General features: G+C 69.6%; 14 protein-coding genes. 11 read left to right on the forward strand and 3 right to left on the reverse strand.

Annotated elements, in window-relative coordinates:
* Window positions 1–304: 304 nt before the first annotated feature.
* Window positions 305–3,052: a pyruvate dehydrogenase (acetyl-transferring), homodimeric type gene (aceE, locus tag ABD224_RS03820; protein ID WP_344046749.1), complete on the reverse strand. Its 2,748-nt coding sequence runs from the start codon at window positions 3,050–3,052 to the stop codon at window positions 305–307.
* Between the two features lie 482 nt (window positions 3,053–3,534).
* Between aceE and ABD224_RS03825 the strand changes: the two genes are divergently transcribed.
* The 6 genes from ABD224_RS03825 (at window position 3,535) to ABD224_RS03850 (ending at window position 8,130) form a co-directional block, all read left to right on the forward strand.
* A complete protein-coding gene (locus ABD224_RS03825; RefSeq protein ID WP_067397424.1) occupies window positions 3,535–3,972 on the forward strand; it encodes a DUF3052 domain-containing protein in 438 nt (145 codons plus the stop codon).
* 195 nt (window positions 3,973–4,167) lie between these two features.
* Window positions 4,168–4,626, forward strand: a complete 459-nt coding sequence (locus tag ABD224_RS03830; RefSeq protein WP_344046753.1) for a peroxiredoxin — start codon at window positions 4,168–4,170, stop codon at window positions 4,624–4,626.
* 136 nt (window positions 4,627–4,762) lie between these two features.
* Window positions 4,763–5,338 carry a TerD family protein gene (locus ABD224_RS03835; protein ID WP_344046755.1) on the forward strand — a complete coding sequence of 192 codons (576 nt, stop codon included), beginning with the start codon at window positions 4,763–4,765 and terminating at the stop codon, window positions 5,336–5,338.
* Window positions 5,339–5,460: 122 nt separating this feature from the next.
* Entirely contained in the window at window positions 5,461–6,039 is a 579-nt protein-coding gene (locus tag ABD224_RS03840; RefSeq protein ID WP_344046757.1) for a TerD family protein, read from the forward strand.
* A gap of 52 nt (window positions 6,040–6,091) precedes the next feature.
* Window positions 6,092–7,237: a DUF475 domain-containing protein gene (locus ABD224_RS03845; protein ID WP_344046759.1), complete on the forward strand. Its 1,146-nt coding sequence runs from the start codon at window positions 6,092–6,094 to the stop codon at window positions 7,235–7,237.
* A 155-nt stretch (window positions 7,238–7,392) separates the two neighbouring features.
* A complete protein-coding gene (locus ABD224_RS03850; RefSeq protein ID WP_344046761.1) occupies window positions 7,393–8,130 on the forward strand; it encodes a TerD family protein in 738 nt (245 codons plus the stop codon).
* Between the two features lie 66 nt (window positions 8,131–8,196).
* Here the strand turns inward: ABD224_RS03850 and ABD224_RS03855 are convergent, their stop codons facing one another.
* Window positions 8,197–9,081, reverse strand: a complete 885-nt coding sequence (locus tag ABD224_RS03855; RefSeq protein WP_344046763.1) for a TerD family protein — start codon at window positions 9,079–9,081, stop codon at window positions 8,197–8,199.
* A 219-nt stretch (window positions 9,082–9,300) separates the two neighbouring features.
* Here ABD224_RS03855 and ABD224_RS03860 point away from each other — a divergent pair, with 219 nt between their 5' ends.
* From ABD224_RS03860 to ABD224_RS03870, 3 genes are read left to right on the forward strand one after another with little or no spacing between them, the layout of a single operon-like run.
* A complete protein-coding gene (locus tag ABD224_RS03860) occupies window positions 9,301–10,467 on the forward strand; it encodes an HpcH/HpaI aldolase/citrate lyase family protein (RefSeq protein WP_344046765.1) in 1,167 nt (388 codons plus the stop codon).
* 37 nt (window positions 10,468–10,504) lie between these two features.
* Entirely contained in the window at window positions 10,505–13,054 is a 2,550-nt protein-coding gene (locus ABD224_RS03865; RefSeq protein ID WP_344046767.1) for a phosphoribosyltransferase, read from the forward strand.
* Window positions 13,054–13,887, forward strand: coding sequence for an HAD family hydrolase (locus tag ABD224_RS03870; RefSeq protein ID WP_344046769.1), 834 nt, complete (start codon window positions 13,054–13,056; stop codon window positions 13,885–13,887). The genes ABD224_RS03865 and ABD224_RS03870 overlap by 1 nt, the downstream gene beginning before the upstream one ends.
* Before the next feature lie 63 nt (window positions 13,888–13,950).
* Here the strand turns inward: ABD224_RS03870 and ABD224_RS03875 are convergent, their stop codons facing one another.
* Window positions 13,951–14,172 (reverse strand): FmdB family zinc ribbon protein, encoded by a 222-nt coding sequence (locus tag ABD224_RS03875; protein WP_344046771.1) that lies wholly within the window; start codon window positions 14,170–14,172, stop codon window positions 13,951–13,953.
* A gap of 500 nt (window positions 14,173–14,672) precedes the next feature.
* Between ABD224_RS03875 and ABD224_RS03880 the strand changes: the two genes are divergently transcribed.
* Together ABD224_RS03880 and ABD224_RS03885 are read left to right on the forward strand one after the other, a co-directional pair.
* On the forward strand, window positions 14,673–16,928 hold the full coding sequence (locus ABD224_RS03880) for a transglycosylase domain-containing protein (RefSeq protein ID WP_344047116.1): 2,256 nt from the start codon (window positions 14,673–14,675) through the stop codon (window positions 16,926–16,928).
* 56 nt (window positions 16,929–16,984) lie between these two features.
* Entirely contained in the window at window positions 16,985–18,268 is a 1,284-nt protein-coding gene (locus tag ABD224_RS03885) for a polysaccharide deacetylase family protein (RefSeq protein WP_344046773.1), read from the forward strand.
* Window positions 18,269–18,277 lie beyond the last annotated feature (9 nt).

Consider the following 18,277-nt stretch of genomic DNA (forward strand, 5'->3'; position numbering starts at 1 on the left):
CCCGCCCCCCGCCCGGGACGGAACCGGGGCGCCCGCTGCCCCGCACCCGGGGCGGCTCCGGCCCGGCGACGGGCGGAGGCCGACGACGGCGGGCCTCGGGTGCGGAACGCGCGGGCACCCCGGTTCACATCGCCGGACCACACCGGAGCGCACGGCCGGACCGCGTGACCGGACCGCACGGCCGGACCGGGGCACGGCGGGCCCGCCCGGACACGGCGGACGCCCGGGCAGGCGGAGACAGGCAGGAAGCAGAGCCAGGCAGAGAACTCCGCGAGGGCCGGGCTCCGGGAAGGAGCCGCAGCGCCTACGCGTCCCCGCCCGCCGTTCCCGGAGCGGCTGCCGTCACATCGAGGAGCTGGTAGCGGTCGATGGCCTGCTTCAGCACCGACCGGTCGACCTTGCCCTCGCGGGCCAGCTCCGTCAGCACGGCCACCACGATCGACTGCGCGTCGACATGGAAGAACCGCCGGGCCGCACCCCGGGTGTCGGAGAAGCCGAAGCCGTCGGTGCCCAGCGACTGATAGGTCCCCGGCACCCACCGCGCGATCTGGTCCGGCACCGACCGCATCCAGTCGGAGACGGCCACGAACGGCCCCTCGGACCCGCTCAGCTTCCGTGTCACCCACGGCACCCGCTGCTCCTCCTCCGGGTGCAGCAGGTTGTGCTCCTCGCACGCCACGGCCTCACGCCGCAGCTCGTTCCAGGAGGTCGCCGACCAGACGTCGGCCCTGACGTTCCACTCCCGGGCGAGGATCCGCTGCGCCTCGAACGCCCACGGGACCGCCACGCCCGACGCCAGGATCTGCGCCGGGATCTCGCCCGCGGTGCCCTTGCCGACCCGGTGGAGGCCCTTGAGGATGCCCTCGACGTCCACGTCCGCCGGCTCGGCCGGCTGCAGGATCGGCTCGTTGTAGACGGTGAGGTAGTAGAAGACGTCCTCGCCGTGCGGGTGCTGCTCGTCGCCGCCGTACATCCGGCGCAGACCCTCCTGCACGATGTGCGCGATCTCGTACGCGTACGCCGGGTCGTACGCCACGCACGCCGGGTTGGTCGAGGCGAGCAGATGCGAGTGGCCGTCGGCGTGCTGCAACCCCTCGCCGGTCAGGGTCGTACGGCCGGCGGTCGCGCCCAGGACGAAACCGCGCGCCATCTGGTCGGCCATCTGCCAGAACTGGTCGCCGGTGCGCTGGAAGCCGAACATCGAGTAGAAGACGTACACCGGGATCAGCGGCTCGCCGTGCGTGGCGTACGCGGAGCCCGCCGCGATCAGCGAGGCCACGCAGCCGGCCTCGGAGATGCCGTCGTGCAGCATCTGCCCGGTCGGCGACTCCTTGTAGGCGAGCAGCAGATCCCGGTCGACCGACTCGTACTGCTGGCCCAGCGGGTTGTAGATCTTCGCGCTCGGGAAGAAGGAGTCCATGCCGAAGGTGCGGTACTCGTCGGGCGCGATCAGCACGAACCGCCTGCCGATCTCCTTGTCCCGGATGAGGTCCTTCAGCAGCCGGACGAAGGCCATGGTGGTGGCGATGGGCTGCTGGCCCGAGCCCTTCTTCACGGACGCGTACGTCTTGTCGTCCGGCAGGCGCAGGGGCTTGGAGCGCACGATCCGGGTCGGCACATAGCCGCCGCAGCTCCTGCGGCGGTCGTGCATGTACTGGATCTCCTCGCTGTCGCGGCCCGGGTGGTAGTACGGCGGCAGGCCGGACTCCAGCGCCTTGTCGGGGATCGGCAGGTGCAGGCGGTCGCGGAAGTGCTTGAGGTCGGCGACCGTCAGCTTCTTCATCTGGTGGGTGGCGTTGCGGCCCTCGAAGTTCGGGCCGAGCGTCCAGCCCTTGATCGTCTTGGCCAGGATCACCGTCGGCTGGCCCTTGTGCTCCAGGGCCGCCTTGTACGCCGCGTAGATCTTGCGGTGGTCGTGACCGCCGCGCCCCAGCATCAGGATCTGGTGGTCGGTCATGTTCTCGACCATCTTGCGCAGCCGGTGGTCGTCGCCGAAGAAGTGCTCGCGGATGTACGCGCCGGACTCGGTGGCGTACGTCTGGAACTGGCCGTCCGGCGTGGTGTTCATCTTGTTGACCAGCACGCCGTCGCGGTCCTGGGCCAGCAGCGGGTCCCAGGAGCGGTCCCAGATCAGCTTGATCACATTCCAGCCGGCGCCGCGGAAGATCGACTCCAGCTCCTGGATGATCTTGCCGTTGCCGCGCACCGGGCCGTCCAGGCGCTGCAGATTGCAGTTGACCACGAAGGTCAGGTTGTCCAGGCCCTCACGGGCGGCGAGGGACAGCTGGCCGATCGACTCCGGCTCGTCCATCTCGCCGTCGCCGAGGAACGCCCACACATGCGATTCGGAGGTGTCCGCGATCCCGCGCGCGTGCATGTAGCGGTTCATCCGGGCCTGGTAGATCGCGCTGATCGGGCCGAGGCCCATGGAGACGGTCGGGAACTCCCAGAAGTCCGGCATCGAGCGCGGGTGCGGATAGCTGGGCAGTCCGAAGGGTGCCTTGGACTTCTCCTGGCGGAAGCCGTCCAGTTGCTCTTCGGTGAGCCGGTCCAGCAGGTACGCGCGCGCGTAGATGCCCGGTGAGGCGTGTCCCTGGAAGAAGACCTGGTCACCGCCGCGGCCGTCGTCCTTGCCGCGGAAGAAGTGGTTGAAGCCGACGTCGTAGAGAGAGGCGGAGGAGGCGAAGGTGGCGATGTGGCCGCCGACGCTGATGCCCGGACGCTGGGCGCGGGAGACCATCACCGCCGCGTTCCAGCGGGTGGCGTTGAGGATCTTGCGTTCGATCTCCTCATTGCCGGGGAAGAACGGCTCGTTCTTGGTGGGGATGGTGTTGACGTAGTCCGTGCTGCGCATCTCGGGCACGGCCACGCGCTTCTCGCGGGCGCGCTCGATCAGCCGGAGCATGAGGTAACGGGCTCGTTCCCGGCCCCGCTCCGTGATGGCGGCGTCGAGAGAGTCGAGCCACTCCTGGGTCTCCTCGGGGTCGAAGTCAGGAACCTGACTCGGAAGACCGCCAATGATGATCGGGTTTCGATCGGGTCCGGAAGCCACGGTGTTCCTTACCTGTCAGAGGGCTGACATACCTGGGACGTGCTGCTGACATGTCGGGGACGTTCAGGAGGGTGTTTCTGAAGATCGTTCTGGGGAATGCTCTGGATTTTTCCCGGGTCCAGGCCGGTTCGCCCGCCTGTGCCCGCACCGTTCCCCATCGTGTACCGCGCGGGAGCCGGACGTCATCTCTACCCCGAGGTAACAAGAGCGCCCCCGTGCGTCTCCTGCCCGCGTGCTGCCCGCGTCCCGCCCGCGCCCGGTTCCCGGACACGCAAACCGGGCAGAAGGGTGTGGTGTGTGTCACCGCCGACCGCGATACCGTGTCAGGAGTTGCGGCGACACCGCCGGGATCGTCACCGTTTCGACGGTCCGGACCGTTGGGTACTTGCGCGATCCGGCCCGCCCGTGTGGACTACGGCCAATGCTTCGCGCACGCGCGTGGCTACGAAGACCTATATCGCAACATCATCAGGAGGCAACCCGTGAGCGCGACCGCGGACCACGCGGAGGAGCGGACGAACCCGGCCGTCAGGCTGGGGTTCCGGCCCGGGCAGGTGGTCCAGGAGATCGGCTACGACGACGACGTCGACCAGGAGCTCCGCGACGCCATCGAGGACGCGATCGGCGGCGAGCTCGTGGACGAGGACTACGACGACGTGGCCGACGCCGTGGTGCTGTGGTTCCGCGACGAGGACGGCGACCTGACGGATGCGTTGGTGGACGCCACCACGTACATCGAAGAAGGTGGTGCGATCCTGCTTCTCACGCCGAAGACCGGCCGTGCGGGGTACGTGGAGCCGAGCGACATCTCCGAAGCCGCGACCACGGCGGGCCTGACGGCGAGCAAGAGCGTCAGCGTGGGGAAGGACTGGAGCGGCAGCCGTCTTGTGACACCGAAGGCGGCGAAGTCGAAGCGGTGACCGTTTCCCCGCGGTGACCATCGGCTGAGGCGGCCGGCCCGGGGGCCGTGTGCCCCGGAACATCCCTTCTGTCGGCCCGACGGCCCCGTCCCGAGCGCCGGACGGGCCGGCCCGTGCTCAGCCCGTCCGGCGGCCCGAGGTGATCACTGCGTAGGGTGGTCTCACCCGAACAGTCCACCGAAGGGAAGCAGGACGATGGCGATCCAGGTCGGCGACAAGGCACCCGACTTCGAGCTCAAGGACAACCACGGCCGCACCGTGAGACTGTCCGACTTCCGCGGCGAGAAGAACGTGGTGCTGCTCTTCTACCCGTTCGCCTTCACCGGGGTGTGCACCGGTGAGCTGTGCGCGCTGCGCGACAACCTGCCGAAGTTCGTCAACGACGACACCCAGCTGCTCGCCGTCTCCAACGACTCCATCCACACCCTGCGCGTCTTCGCCGAGCAGGAGAACCTGGAGTATCCGCTGCTGAGCGACTTCTGGCCGCACGGCGACACGTCCCGCGCCTACGGCGTCTTCGACGAGAACAAGGGCTGCGCCCTGCGCGGCACCTTCATCATCGACAAGGAGGGCGTCGTGCGCTGGACCGTGGTCAACGACCTGCCGGACGCGCGTGACCTGAACGAGTACGTCAAGGCACTCGAGGCCCTGTGATCCGGGAACCCGACACCGGCGACTCGACGTCCTGAAGGTCTGCAAGGGCCGGGAACCCGTCACTACGATCGAGTCGTTGACCCGATATCCGATGCACGACGGGGCTCCCCGCCCCCGGGACACCAATGGAGGACTCGTGGGAGTCAGCCTCAGCAAGGGCGGCAACGTATCGCTGACGAAGGAGGCCCCGGGCCTGACCGCGGTCCTCGTCGGCCTGGGCTGGGACGCCCGCACCACGACGGGCGCCGACTTCGACCTCGACGCCAGCGCGCTGCTGCTGAACAGCTCCGGCAAGGTCGTCAGCGACCAGCACTTCGTCTTCTTCAACAACCTCAAGAGCCCGGACGGCTCGGTGGAGCACACCGGTGACAACCTCACCGGTGAGGGCGAGGGCGACGACGAGGTGATCAAGGTGAACCTCGCTGCCGTCCCGGCCGACGTCGAGAAGATCGTCTTCCCGGTGTCGATCTACGACGCCGAGAACCGCCAGCAGTCCTTCGGGCAGGTCCGCAACGCCTACATCCGCGTGGTGAACCAGACGGGCGGTGCGGAGATCGCCCGCTACGACCTGAGCGAGGACGCCTCCACCGAGACCGCCATGATCTTCGGCGAGCTCTACCGCTACGGCGCGGAGTGGAAGTTCCGCGCCATCGGCCAGGGGTACGCCTCGGGTCTGCGCGGCATCGCCCAGGACTTCGGCGTGAACGTCTGAGCACAGGTCCGGACCACCGGCAGTCCCGATCACGATCCCGCGCGTCCGGCGCCGCGTGTTTCAGCGCGGCGCCGGACGCGCAGGACTATCACACCGGCACCACCTCGGAGAGGATCCGCATCATGGGCGTCACGCTCGCCAAGGGGGGCAATGTCTCCCTCTCCAAGGCCGCACCCAACCTGACCCATGTGATGGTGGGGCTCGGCTGGGACGCGCGCTCCACCACCGGAGCACCCTTCGACCTCGACGCCAGTGCCCTGATGTGCGCCGGCGACAACCGGGTGCTGGGCGACGAGTGGTTCGTCTTCTACAACAATCTCAGGAGCCCGGACGGCTCGGTGGAGCACACCGGTGACAACCTCACCGGTGAGGGCGAGGGCGACGACGAGGTGATCCTCGTGGACCTCGGCAAGGTGTCGCCGCAGTGCGAGAAGATCGTTTTCCCGGTGTCGATCTACGACGCCGAGAACCGCCGGCAGTCCTTCGGCCAGGTCTCCAATGCCTTCATCCGTGTCGTCAACCAGACCGACGGCCAGGAACTCGCCCGCTACGACCTGAGCGAGGACGCGAGCACGGAAACGGCCATGATCTTCGGTGAGCTCTATCGCTACCGGGGCGAATGGAAGTTCCGGGCCGTGGGACAGGGGTACGCGTCGGGGCTGCGGGGAATCGCTCTAGACTTCGGAGTCAATGTTTCGTGAAGCCGTAGTGCGGCGCGGGGGAGACCCGTAATACGTACGGATTGGGTAACCAGTGGTTCTGAAAACCTTCGGGTGGTCGTTCGCGGTCACTGCCCTCGGCCTGGTCGCCGCGTTCTTCTACGGGGGATGGGTCGCTTTCGGTGTCGTGGCGATCCTGTCCGTCCTCGAGATCTCGCTGTCCTTCGACAACGCGGTCGTCAACGCCGGGATCCTGAAGAAGATGAATGCCTTCTGGCAGAAGATCTTCCTCACGGTCGGCGTTCTCATCGCGGTCTTCGGCATGCGGCTGGTCTTCCCGGTCGTGATCGTCGCCGTCAGCGCCAGCATGGGGCCCCTCGAGGCCGTCGACCTCGCGCTCACCGACAAGAACCGCTACCAGGAACTGGTGACCGACGCCCATCCGGCGATCGCCGCCTTCGGTGGCATGTTCCTGTTGATGATCTTCCTGGACTTCATCTTCGAGGACCGGGACATCAAGTGGCTGCACTGGATCGAGCGGCCGCTGGCCAAGCTGGGCAAGGTCGACATGCTGTCGGCCTGCATCGCCCTGGTGGTCCTGCTGATCAGCTCCTTCACCGTCGCCACCCAGGCCCACCAGCACGGCGGCGGCCACGCCGACAAGACGGAGACGGTGCTGATCGCCGGTATCGCCGGTCTGATCACGTACATGGTCGTCGGCGGTCTTTCCGGCTACTTCGAGAACAGGCTCGAGGAAGAGGAGGAACGCGAGCACGAGGCGGAGGAGGAGGCCGCGCGCACCGGCAAGAAACGTTCGGCCGTCGCCCTGGCCGGCAAGGCCGCGTTCTTCCTGTTCCTCTACCTGGAGGTCCTGGACGCGTCGTTCTCCTTCGACGGCGTGATCGGCGCCTTCGCCATCACCAACGACATCATCCTGATGGCCCTCGGCCTCGGCATCGGCGCCATGTACGTCCGTTCGCTCACGGTCTACCTGGTCCGCCAGGGCACCCTCGACGACTACGTCTACCTGGAGCACGGGGCGCACTACGCGATCGGCGCGCTGGCCGTGATCCTCATGATCACCATTCAGTACCAGATCCACGAGATCATCACCGGCCTGATCGGCGTGCTGCTGATCGCCTGGTCCTTCTGGTCCTCCGTGCGCCGCAACCGCGCGCTCGCGGCGGCCGAGGAGGCGGCGGGCTCGGACGAGAAGACCGCGGTCTCGTCGCAGGCGTGACAGCCGGGGGTGTGACGGCCCCCGCGGTGAGGAACGCTTCTGAGCGGGGCGGCCTGACGTGGACGACGGCGTCGTGAGCCGGGTCCACGGGGCCGCCCCGTGACGTATGTGCGTACGGGGCCGGTGAGCGGCCCCAGGGGGTGGTGGTACGGGACATGGGGCTCTTCGACGGCCTGCTGGGCGGGCGCGCGAACCGGTTCGACTCGGGCAACGCGGCGACCACCGCGGTCGAGCTGACCAAACGGCGCCCCCGGATCTCGCTGACCAAGCAGGGCGCGGCCACCGGGCATCTGCGCATCAACCTGTCCTGGCGGATGCGGACCTCAGACATCGGCGGCCCCGCCCGCCAGAGCCTGCTGCGGCACCCCCTCAAGGCGCTCAAGCCGCCGGAAGTGCTCGGGCACGGCCAGAGCATGGTCGACGTCGACCTCGACCTCGGCTGCATGTACGAGCTGGCCGACGGCACCAAGGGGGTCGTGCAGCCCCTCGGCAACCTGCTGGGCGATGTGAACGCACCGCCGTACGTCAAGCTCAGCGGCGACGACCGGTTCGGATCGGGGTCCGGTGAGACCCTCTACATCAACCTCGACCAGTGGAACGCCATCAAGCGGCTGCTGGTCTTCGTCTACATCTACGACCAGACTCCCGCCTTCGACCGCACCCACGCGGTCGTCACGCTGTACCCGAGCAGCGGCCCCCGTATCGAGATCGGCCTGGACGAGCGTCAGCCGCAGGCCCGGTCCTGCGCGGTCGTGCTCATCGAGAACGTCAAGGGCGAAGTGATCGTCCACCGCGAGGTGAGGTTCGTCTACGGCTTCCAGTCGGAGCTGGACCACCTGTACGGCTGGGGGCTCCAGTGGGGCAGGGGGTACAAGTCCAAGACCGGCCGGTGACTCCCGGCCGCGGGCGGGCACGCCCCCCCGGCCGCCCGGGCCGGGGCACCCCGGGCGGGTGCCCCCTCACCGTCCGATGAACTGCGGCCCCTGCGGCGGCAGCCGGAACTCCGGGTCGGGCACGGGCGGATATCCGTATCCGGCCGCCGGAGCCGGCGGCGCCGCCGGAGGGTATCCGTAGGCCGGCTGGCTCGTCGGGTACGGATACCCGTACCCCGCCGCCGGGGCCGCCGAGGGCACCGGAGCCGTCGGAGCGGCGGGCGGAACCGTCGGGGGCGGCGGAGCCGTGGGAGGAGCCGCCGGGACCGCCGGTGCCGTCGTGGGCGGCGGCGGAGCCGTGGCCGTCGTCGGGGCCGTCGGTGCGGGCTGCTCGGGAGGCAGCGGCTGTGCCGTCGTCTGCGCCTCCTCCGACTCGTCCACCGAGATCCCGAAGTCGGTCGCAAGGCCCTTCAGCCCGTTGGTGTAGCCCTCACCGAGCGCCCGGAACTTCCAGCCGTCCCCCCGCCGGTACAGCTCGCCGCAGATCAACGCGGTCTCCTGACCGGTCTCCGGCTCGATGTCGAAATACGCCAGCGGCTCCCCGTCGGGGACCGCCGCGTCGTACAGCAGGATGCGCAGGGCGCGTACGCGGTCGAAGGTGACGCCGTCCGCCGAAGCGACCAGCAGAATCCGGGCGACCTCCGGGTCGACGCCGGCGAGATCGGTCTGGATGCTGTCCGTCAGACCGTCGGCGACCCGCTTCTTGCCGAGCCGCCACACCGTCCCGGAGGGGTGCCGGGGCTGGTTGTAGAAGACGAAGTCCTCGTCGGAGCGCACCCGGCCGTCGGGACCCAGGAGCAGTGCCGAGGCGTCCACGTCCGGGAGCTCCTGCCCGGGTGCCCAGCGCACCACGGCCCGCACCGTGGTGGCGTCCAGCGGGACATTCGACCCCTTCAGCATCGCGTGCGTCATGCGGCCATCCTGCCTTCTCCGTCCTGATCACGACAACGCGGACCACCTGCACAACGGACCACCCGCACAGCAGGGCAACAGAAAGTTCACCCCTGAGAGGAACCGTAGACGCAGGATCGCACGTACTACTATCGGCCACCTTTGACAGATTTCTTTCGTAGGCGATCGACATCGCAGTCGGCATCGCAGCAGACCATCGACAGCGCGACGGGGAGCCACATGCGTCATTTCGGGCATCTCGCCCCCGAGGTGCGGCGGCGCCTCTTCCATCAGGAACCGTGCGAGTTCACCGCCGACTCCCCGGCCCGGCTGCTCTCCGCGGCCCTGGGCGGCACGCTCTACAGTCCGGCCACCCGGCCGCGGCTGGCCGAGGACATCGTCAAGCAGGCCCGGCGCGGTGTGGTCTCGATGGTGCTGTGCCTGGAGGACTCGATCGACGACGCGGACGTGGAGCACGGCGAGGAGAACCTGGTCCGGCAGCTCACCACGCTGGCCGGGAACCCCGCGGACGAGCTCCCCCTGCTGTTCGTCCGGGTCCGCTTCCCCGAGCAGATTCCGGACCTGGTGCGGCGGCTCGGCCCCGCGGTGCGGCTGCTGTCCGGATTCGTCCTGCCGAAGTTCACCGGGGAGCGGGGCATACCGTTCCTGGAGGCACTGCAGGACGCCGAGACGGTGAGCGGACGGCGGCTGTTCGCCATGCCGGTCCTGGAGTCGCCCGAGCTGCTGTACCGGGAGTCGCGGGTGGAGACCCTGGAGGGGATCTTCCGCGTGGTCGACAAGTACCGGGACCGGGTGCTCGCCCTGCGTCTCGGTGTGACGGACTTCTGCTCCTCCTACGGGCTGCGCAGGGCCCCCGACATGACGGCCTACGACGTCCAGGTCGTCGCCTCCGTGATCGCCGACGTGGTGAACATGCTGGGGCGGGCCGACGGCACCGGCTTCACGGTGACCGGACCGGTGTGGGAGTACTTCCGGACACAGGAGCGCATGTTCAAGCCGCAGCTGCGGCAGAGCCCCTTCCTGGAGGTGCAGGCGGCCGATCTGCGCGCGAAGCTGATCGAGCACGCGATGGACGGGCTGCTGCGGGAGATCTCCCTGGACCACGCCAACGGGCTGCTCGGCAAGACCTGCATCCACCCCTCCCACGTCCTGCCGGTGCACGCGCTGTCGGTGGTCAGCCACGAGGAGTTCAGCGACGCGGCGGACATCCTGCGGCCGGAGCGCTGCGGCGGGGGCGTGCTGAGATCGGCGTACACGAACAAGATGAACGAGGTGAAGCCGCACCGCGCATGGGCCGAGCGGACCCTGCTGCGCGCCGAGGTCTTCGGCGTCGCCCGGGAGGACGTCGGCTTCGTGGAACTGCTCGCCGCCGCCCTTCCCGACTGACCGCACCGCTCACCGCGAGGGCTCGCACAAGGAACGCATGAACACGCCAGTGAACGACAGAGTCTGGTCCGGCACCTGGGTCACCGAGCGGCTCGGGGTCGAACTCGTGGGCGACGACGCGCTGACGGATCTGCTGGGACTCGCACTGCGCCGCAACCCCAAGCGGGCGCATCTGCTGGTGTCCCATGTGCTGGGCAAGCACGTGCCGCAGTCGCCGTCGGTGGTGTACGACCACGGGATCGCCCTCGGCCGGCGGGTACGGGACCTGCTGGGTCCCGAGGAGGCGGAGAAGGCCGTGGTCCTCGGCTACGCGGAGACCGCGACCGCACTCGGCCACGCGGTCGCCGACGGCCTGGGCACCGCGCCCTACCTCCACTCCACGCGCCGCCCCGTCCCCGGCGTCGCCCCGGCGGGCGGCTTCGAGGAGTCCCACTCGCACGCCACCTCCCACCTTCTGCTGCCCGAGGACCCGGACCTGCTGGCCTCGCACGGCCCGCTGGTCCTGGTGGACGACGAGTTCTCCACCGGCAACACGGTCCTGAACACCATCCGCGCCCTGCACGCCCGCCATCCGCGGCGGCGGTACGTCGTGGCCGCCCTGGTCGACATGCGCGCCCCCTCCGACGCCGCCCGCCTGGACGCCTTCGCCCAGGAGATCGGCGCCCGCGTCGACCTGATCGCCACCGCCTCGGGCACGGTCCGTCTCCCGGCGGACGTCCTGGAGAGGGGCCGGCGACTGGTCGCCCGCCACGAGGCCGGGCCGGCGAAGGACCGTCCACAGGAGGCCGTCGCCGGGCCGCGCGGTGCCGCGGGAGCGCCGGGGCGGCAGGCCCATGGCCGGGTCGGCCGGGTCGAGCTGGGCTGGCCGCGGGGGCTTCCGGACGGGGGGCGGCACGGTTTCACGCCCGCTCACCGGGAGCGGCTGGAGCAGGCGCTGCCCGGCATGGCCGCCCGGGTGGCCGAGGCGCTGCCCGAAGGGGCACGGCGGGTGCTGGTGCTCGGGTTCGAGGAGCTGATGTACGCGCCGCTCAGGCTGGCCCGGGAGCTCGAGCGGCTCGTGGCGGCCGAGGTGCGCTACTCCTCCACCACCCGCTCGCCCGTGCTGGCCGTGGACGACCCCGGCTACGCGATCCGCACCCGGCTGGTCTTCGACGCGCACGACGACCCGGCCGACGGTCCCGGCGAGCGCTACGCCTACAACGTGGCCGGCGGCGGCTTCGACACCGTGGTCGCCGTCGTCGACTCCGTGGCCGACACCCCCGGACTGCACGCGCCCACCGGTCTGCTGGCCCGGCTCGCCGCACACGTCCCGCACGTCCTGCTCGCGGTCGTGCCCTCGTACGTCCCCTCGTACGTCCCCTCGTACGTCCCCGAAAGGTCAAGGTCCTCGATGCTGCCCGAGCCCCTGCGCGGCCCCGCCTTCTCCTCGTACGCGCCCGACGAGGTCGGCTGGCTGCTTCAGGACCTGTCGGACGTGGCGCTGGAGGCGCCGACCGAGGAACGCGAGGAGGCGATCCAGAGCGGCGGCGCGCACTACGCGGAGTCGCTGCCGGTGGAGTACCAGCCGAGCGAGCGGTACCAGGAGCTGTTCCATGCGGCGCTGACGGCCTCCGCCGCGCGGATCGCCCAGGCCGTCGGTGTGGTCACCGAGACGGTCCTCGCCGAGCGGACGCCGAGGCCCGTCCTCGTCTCGCTCGCCCGCGCCGGCACACCGATCGGGGTGCTGATGCGCCGCTGGGCCCGGTTCCGGCACGGCCTGGACCTGCCGCACTACACGGTGTCGATCGTGCGCGGCCGCGGCATCGACGCCAATGCGCTGCGCTGGCTGGCCGCCCACCACGACCCGGCCGATGCCGTCTTCGTCGACGGCTGGACCGGCAAGGGCGCCATCACACGCGAACTCACCCAGGCGATACGCGAGTTCGAGGAGAAAGAAGGCATCAGCGGGTTCGACCCGGAGATCGCGGTGCTGGCCGACCCCGGCTCGTGCGTGCGCACCTACGGCACCCGGGAGGACTTCCTCATCCCCTCCGCCTGCCTCAACTCCACCGTCTCCGGCCTGGTCTCACGGACCGTGCTGCGCGCGGACCTGGTCGGCCCGCACGACTACCACGGCGCGAAGTTCTACCGCGAACTCGCCGGCTCCGACGTCTCGAACCTCTTCCTCGACACCATCTCCTCCCGCTTCGCCGAGGTCGCCGACGCCGTCGACACCGCCTCCAAGGAGCTGCTGTCCGCCGACCGCACCCCCACCTGGGCGGGCTGGGCGGCCGTCGAGCGGATCAGCGAGGAGTACGGCATCCACGACGTGAACCTCGTCAAGCCGGGCGTCGGCGAGACCACCCGCGTGCTGCTGCGCCGTGTCCCGTGGAAGGTCCTGGCGCGGGCCGATGGGGGTACCCCCTGCTCGAGCGCAGCCGAGAGCTTGGGGGAGGGCTCCGACCTGGACCATGTGCGCCTGCTGGCCGAGCAGCGAGGGGTCCCGGTCGAGGAGGTCGACGAACTGCCGTACAGCTGCGTGGGGTTGATCCACCCTCGCTACACACGCGGGGCGACCGGCGCCGACGGCAGGGCGGTGACCCGCTGATGCCGGTGCTGGTGGCGAGCGACCTGGACCGTACGCTCATCTACTCCTCCGCCGCCCTGGCGCTGTCCTCGCCGGACGCCTCCCCGCCCCCGCGGCAGGCGCCCCCGCCGCGGCTGCTGTGCGTGGAGAGGCACGAGGGCGAGCCGCTGTCCTACATGACCGAGACGGCGGCCCGGCTGCTGGCCGATCTCGCCGGGACCGCGGTCTTCGTACCGGCCACGACCCGTACCCCCGAGCAGTACCTGCGCGTCGACCTGCCGGGCCCGGCGCCCGCGTACGCCGTCTGCGCCAACGGCGGGCATCTGCTGGTGGACGGTGTCCCGGACGCCGACTGGCACCGGCAGGTCACCGGCCGGCTGGCCGTGGAGTGCGCTCCGCTCGCCGAGGTGAGGGAGCATCTGCTGCGGACCGCCGACCCGGCCTGGGTGCGCAAGCACCGCGTCGCCGAGGACCTGTTCGTCTACCTCGTCGTCGAGCGCGAACTGCTGCCCCGGGGCTGGGTGAAGGAGCTCACCGCGTGGGCGGGGAGCCGCGGCTGGACGGTCTCCCTGCAGGGCCGCAAGCTCTACGTCGTCCCGGGGCCGCTCACCAAGGGCGCGGCGGTGCGCGAGGTGGCCCGCCGCACCGGTGCCGGCCTCGTCCTCGGTGCCGGTGACTCGCTGCTGGACGCCGAACTGCTGCTGGCCGTGGACCGCGGCTGGCGGCCCGGCCACGGCGAACTGGCCGACACCGGATGGACGGCCCCCGGCGTCGTCGCCCTGCCCGAGCGCGGTGTGCTCGCCGGGGAGAGGATCGCCCGTGAGTTCCTCGAGGCGGCCCGGGGAACCCGGTAGGCGGATGCCGTCGGGCCCGCCCCGGCAGGTGCGCCCTGTCCGGAGCGGGCCCGCGCCGAAGCGTCAGCCGCAGCAGCCCCCGCCGCAGCACCCGCCGCCGCCCGAGCCGGCCCGCGGTGCGGACGACGGCGCGGCGGCCGAGCCGCCCACGGCAACCGTGGACAGCAGTTTGACGGTGTCCTCGTGACCGGCGGGGCAGGTCGCCGGGGCGGACGACTCCGCCATCGGACGACTCAGTTCGAAGGTGTCGCCGCAGCTCCGGCAGCGGTACTCGTAACGAGGCATGTGTCCAGATTAACGGGAGTGACCGGATGCACAGGACTCCGTGTTTCTTATGTCTGGGTTTCTGTCCAGATCTTGTGCGGAGGAATTGAAAAGACGACTGATAATTTTGTAGTGCCGCGAGGGCCGCGTGGCGGCTGTGGACCACGGGGGACCACGGGGGATGGCAGCCGCACCTGCGGTGGTTGTGCCGACCCGCGCGAGCAACACGGAGTGCGGAGGGAGACGCGGTCGTGACCAGGGCAGGGCAGGGGGAGGGCCTTCCGGAGGAAGGTCGCCGTGCGGACGAGACCATGCAGTTGAAGGTCGACTCCCTCCGGAAACAGAAGGCGACCGCGCAGTCGGAGACCGACGCGGCGCACCAACCGGGCGAGACCGCTCCCTCGAAGGCGGGCGCACCGCGCAAGCCGGACGAGACCATGCAGTTGAAGGTCGACGCCCTGCGCGCATCGGGCAAAAACGAGCGGGCGAAGACCGACGCGGCACACGCGGCGGACGAGACCATGCAATTGAAGGTCGACGCCCTGCGAAAACGGAACGCGGCCGGCCGGCAGCCGCACGAGACCATGCAGTTGCGCGCTGTTTCGCTCAACTCGCCCGGCTCATCCGGCTCATCCGGATCGACAGGCTCATCCGGTTCCGCCGACTCGGCGGATTCCGCCCATCCGGCCGGAGTGGCGGAATCGGTGGAATCAGCGGAATCGGCGGAATCGAAGGAATCGAGCGGATCGTCCACCCCGCGTGCCGGCCGTCGCAAGCCGCGCTCCCGTTCCCCGCTCGCCCAGCGTCTGGCTCCCCTCATCGCGGCGGTCGCGCCGTACGCCCGCAGGCTCAAGCCCGTCTATCCGCATCCGGACCGTGTGGGCTGGCGCCGCTGGCTGCCCTCCGGGCGCCAGTGGCTCGGTGCCGTGCTCTCGGCCTTCGGCCTGTCCACCGTCCTCTTCGCCGTCGCCTACGCCGCGACCGATGTCCCCCAGAACCTGAACAGCTACGCCACCCAGCAGGACAACGTCTACTTCTGGTCCGACGGCACCCCCATGGCCCGTACCGGCTGGGTGCAACGGCAGGCCATGCCGCTGAAGGACATACCCGAGGACGTCCGCTGGGCGGTGCTCGCGGCCGAGAACGAGAGCTTCTACAGCGACCCCGGCATCTCCTTCAAGGGCATCACCCGGGCTGTGTGGCGCACACTCGGCAGTGGGGACACCCAGGGCGGCTCCACCATCACCCAGCAGTACGTCAAGAACGTCTACCTGTCGCAGGACCGGACCCTCGGCCGGAAGGTCACCGAGGCGATGATCGCGCTCAAGCTGGACAACCAGATGAGCAAGGACAAGATCCTCGAGGGCTACCTCAACACCAGCTGGTTCGGCCGCGGCACCTACGGCATCCAGCGCGCCGCCCAGGCCTACTACGGCAAGGAGGTCGACGACCTGAACGCGAGCGAGGCCGCCTTCCTCGCCTCCCTGCTCAAGGGGGCCGGCCTGTACGACCCCACCCTCAGCAAGGCCAACCACGACCGCGCGGTGGAGCGCTGGAACTGGATCCTCGACCGCATGGTCAAGATCGGCAAGCTGTCGAAGGCCGAACGCGCCACGTACACGACCTTCCCCGAGCCGCTCGAGCGCAACCCGCTCTACGCCACCGGCAAGCAGAGCGACTACCTGGTCGAACTGGCCGCCCAGTACGCCAAGAAGGCCGCGCACATCTCCGACAAGGAGTTCGACCTGGGCGGCTACCAGATCTACACGACCTTCGACCGCACGCTGGAGGATAAGCTCACCAAGGCGGTCACCAAGGCCCGCGAGAAGGCGCAGAAGACCGCCCCCGGTCCGGCGAAGACCGTGCACTACGGCGCCGCTTCCGTCGCCGCCGACGGCCGTATCCTCGCCGTCTACGGCGGCCCCGACCACCGCAAACAGGGCTTCAACGAGTCCAATGCCACCACCGTGCCCGCCGGTTCGGCCTTCCAGCCGTTCGTCTACGCGGCCGGGCTCGAGCACGGCGTGGTCAAGCAGCGCGACGTCCCCAGGCAGCAGATCACCCCGCAGACCGTCTACAACGGCGACGACGACATACCCGTCACCACCCCCGAGGGCCCCTACTGGGACCGCAGCGGCCGCAAGGTGACCGCCCGCAACGACGACGGCAAGTCCTGGGGGCAGATCACGCTGCGCAAGGCCCTCGCGAACTCCGTCAACACCCCGTTCATGCAGCTCGGCATGGACACCGGCCTGGACAAGGTGAAGCAGACCGCCCAGGCGGCCGGACTGCTTCCCTCCAGCCTGGGCCCGCAGGTGCCCTCCCTGTCCACGGGCACCTCCACCACCCCGAGCGCGATCCGCATGGCCAGCGGCTACGCCACCTTCGCCGCCCGCGGCATGCACACCGAGCCGTACTCGGTGCACCGGATCACCCGCAACGGTGCCACCGTCAAACTCGACACCCCGGACGCACGGCGTGCGATGAGCCCCGAAGTGGCCGATGAGGTCACCCAGGCGCTCGGCGACGCCTTCCGCACCACCCACCCCACCGCGGCGCCCACCGCGAACCCGGTGGTGGGCAAGATCGGCACCACCCAGGACGACACCGCCGCCTGGTACGTCGGCACCGCCGAGTCGGTGTCCACGGCCGTCGTCGTCTACCGCATGGACCTGGCCAAGAGCCTCGAACCACTGCCCCTGAAGGGACTCGCCGGAACGTCCGACGACAGTGTCCCCTACACCATCTGGGCCGAGGTCGTGGAGCCACTTGGCTGATCCCGGCTCCCAGGCCGCTCTCACCCACCGAACGTCACTCGCAGAATGAGCCGCTCATGAAGTCAACCGGTCGACGTCGCAAGGCCAGTGCGCGCCGTCGCAGCATCCGTCCCGAGTTCGTGACCCTGGCTGCCCTGCTGGTGGTCGCCTCGGTGGTGGCGGGCTCCTTGGCGCTGACCCGCTCCGACTCCGCCGAGCCGATCGCGTCCACCGGTGCCCAGCACGGCTCCTCCAAGGACTCCTCAAGCCGGCCGGAGGAACCCGAGTGGGACGGCAAGGTCCGCGTCATCGGGGACGGCTCCACCTCCTACACCGGGCCGCAGAAGGGCTTGCTGAAGCCCAAGCCGCTCAAGCCCGGCGAGAAGCCGCCCCAGTTCGTCGTCTTCTCCTGGGACGGCGCCCTGGAGGGCAGCGATCAGCTGTTCTCGCACTACCGGGAGCTGGCCAATGAGTACGACGCCCACATGACCTTCTTCCTCACGGGCATCTACCTGCTGCCCAAGCACAAGAAGGACCTCTACGAGCCGCCGCAGCACCCGGCGGGTGCCGCGGCGATCGACTACCCCACCGAGCACCACATACGCACCACCCTGGAGCAGCTCCGCAAGGCCTACGAGGACGGCCACGAGATCGGCACCCACTTCAACGGCCACTTCTGCGGCCCCAAGGGCGGCGGCGACTGGAGCGTGGAGGAGTGGAAGCAGGAGATCGACCAGTTCTTCTCCGTCGTGGGGAAGTGGAAGACCAACACCGGCTTCACCGACGTCCCGCCGCTGCCCTTCGACTTCAGGAAGGAGGTCGTCGGCGGACGCGCGCCCTGCCTGGAGGGCCAGCCCAACCTGCTGAAGGCCATCAAGGACTACAACTGGCGCTACGACGCCAGTTCGCCCGGTGACTTCCAGATCTGGCCGTCGAAGAAGGACGGCATCTGGGACTTCCCGCTCCAGATGCTCCCGTACGAGAACGGCAAGTACCAGGGCCTGTCCATGGACTTCAACTTCCTCTACAACCAGTCGAACGGGAACACCAAGGGCGATCCGGCCAAGTACCCGCAGTGGGAGGAGGAGACCGTCAACACCTACATGGCCGGCTTCAACCGGGTCTACTACGGCAGCCGGGCGCCGCTGTTCATCGGCAACCACTTCGAGCAGTGGAACGGCGGTATCTACATGAGGGCCGTGGACCGGATCGTTCAGAACATATGCCCCAGAAAGGATGTCAAGTGCGTGTCCTTCAAGGAGCTCGCCGACTGGCTGGACGTCCAGAAGCCCGAGAACCTGCAGCGGCTGCGCTCGCTCGACCCGGCCCAGTCGCCCGACTGGTCGACGGTGATCAAGTGAGGCCCCCAG

This window comes from Streptomyces thermoalcalitolerans, from assembly GCF_039525155.1.
Taxonomy (GTDB): domain Bacteria; phylum Actinomycetota; class Actinomycetes; order Streptomycetales; family Streptomycetaceae; genus Streptomyces; species Streptomyces thermovulgaris.

Bases quoted from the DNA above. Each gene is read 5' to 3' on its own strand.
- ABD224_RS03830 (WP_344046753.1), top strand. From the start codon at position 4,168: ATGGCGATCCAGGTCGGCGACAAGGCACCCGACTTCGAGCTCAAGGAC.
- ABD224_RS03865 (WP_344046767.1), top strand. From the start codon at position 10,505: ATGAACACGCCAGTGAACGACAGAGTCTGGTCCGGCACCTGGGTCACC.
- ABD224_RS03855 (WP_344046763.1), bottom strand. From the start codon at position 9,081: ATGACGCACGCGATGCTGAAGGGGTCGAATGTCCCGCTGGACGCCACC.
- ABD224_RS03880 (WP_344047116.1), top strand. From the start codon at position 14,673: ATGCAATTGAAGGTCGACGCCCTGCGAAAACGGAACGCGGCCGGCCGG.
- ABD224_RS03875 (WP_344046771.1), bottom strand. From the start codon at position 14,172: ATGCCTCGTTACGAGTACCGCTGCCGGAGCTGCGGCGACACCTTCGAA.
- ABD224_RS03850 (WP_344046761.1), top strand. From the start codon at position 7,393: ATGGGGCTCTTCGACGGCCTGCTGGGCGGGCGCGCGAACCGGTTCGAC.
- ABD224_RS03840 (WP_344046757.1), top strand. From the start codon at position 5,461: ATGGGCGTCACGCTCGCCAAGGGGGGCAATGTCTCCCTCTCCAAGGCC.
- ABD224_RS03870 (WP_344046769.1), top strand. From the start codon at position 13,054: ATGCCGGTGCTGGTGGCGAGCGACCTGGACCGTACGCTCATCTACTCC.
- ABD224_RS03860 (WP_344046765.1), top strand. From the start codon at position 9,301: ATGCGTCATTTCGGGCATCTCGCCCCCGAGGTGCGGCGGCGCCTCTTC.
- ABD224_RS03885 (WP_344046773.1), top strand. From the start codon at position 16,985: ATGAAGTCAACCGGTCGACGTCGCAAGGCCAGTGCGCGCCGTCGCAGC.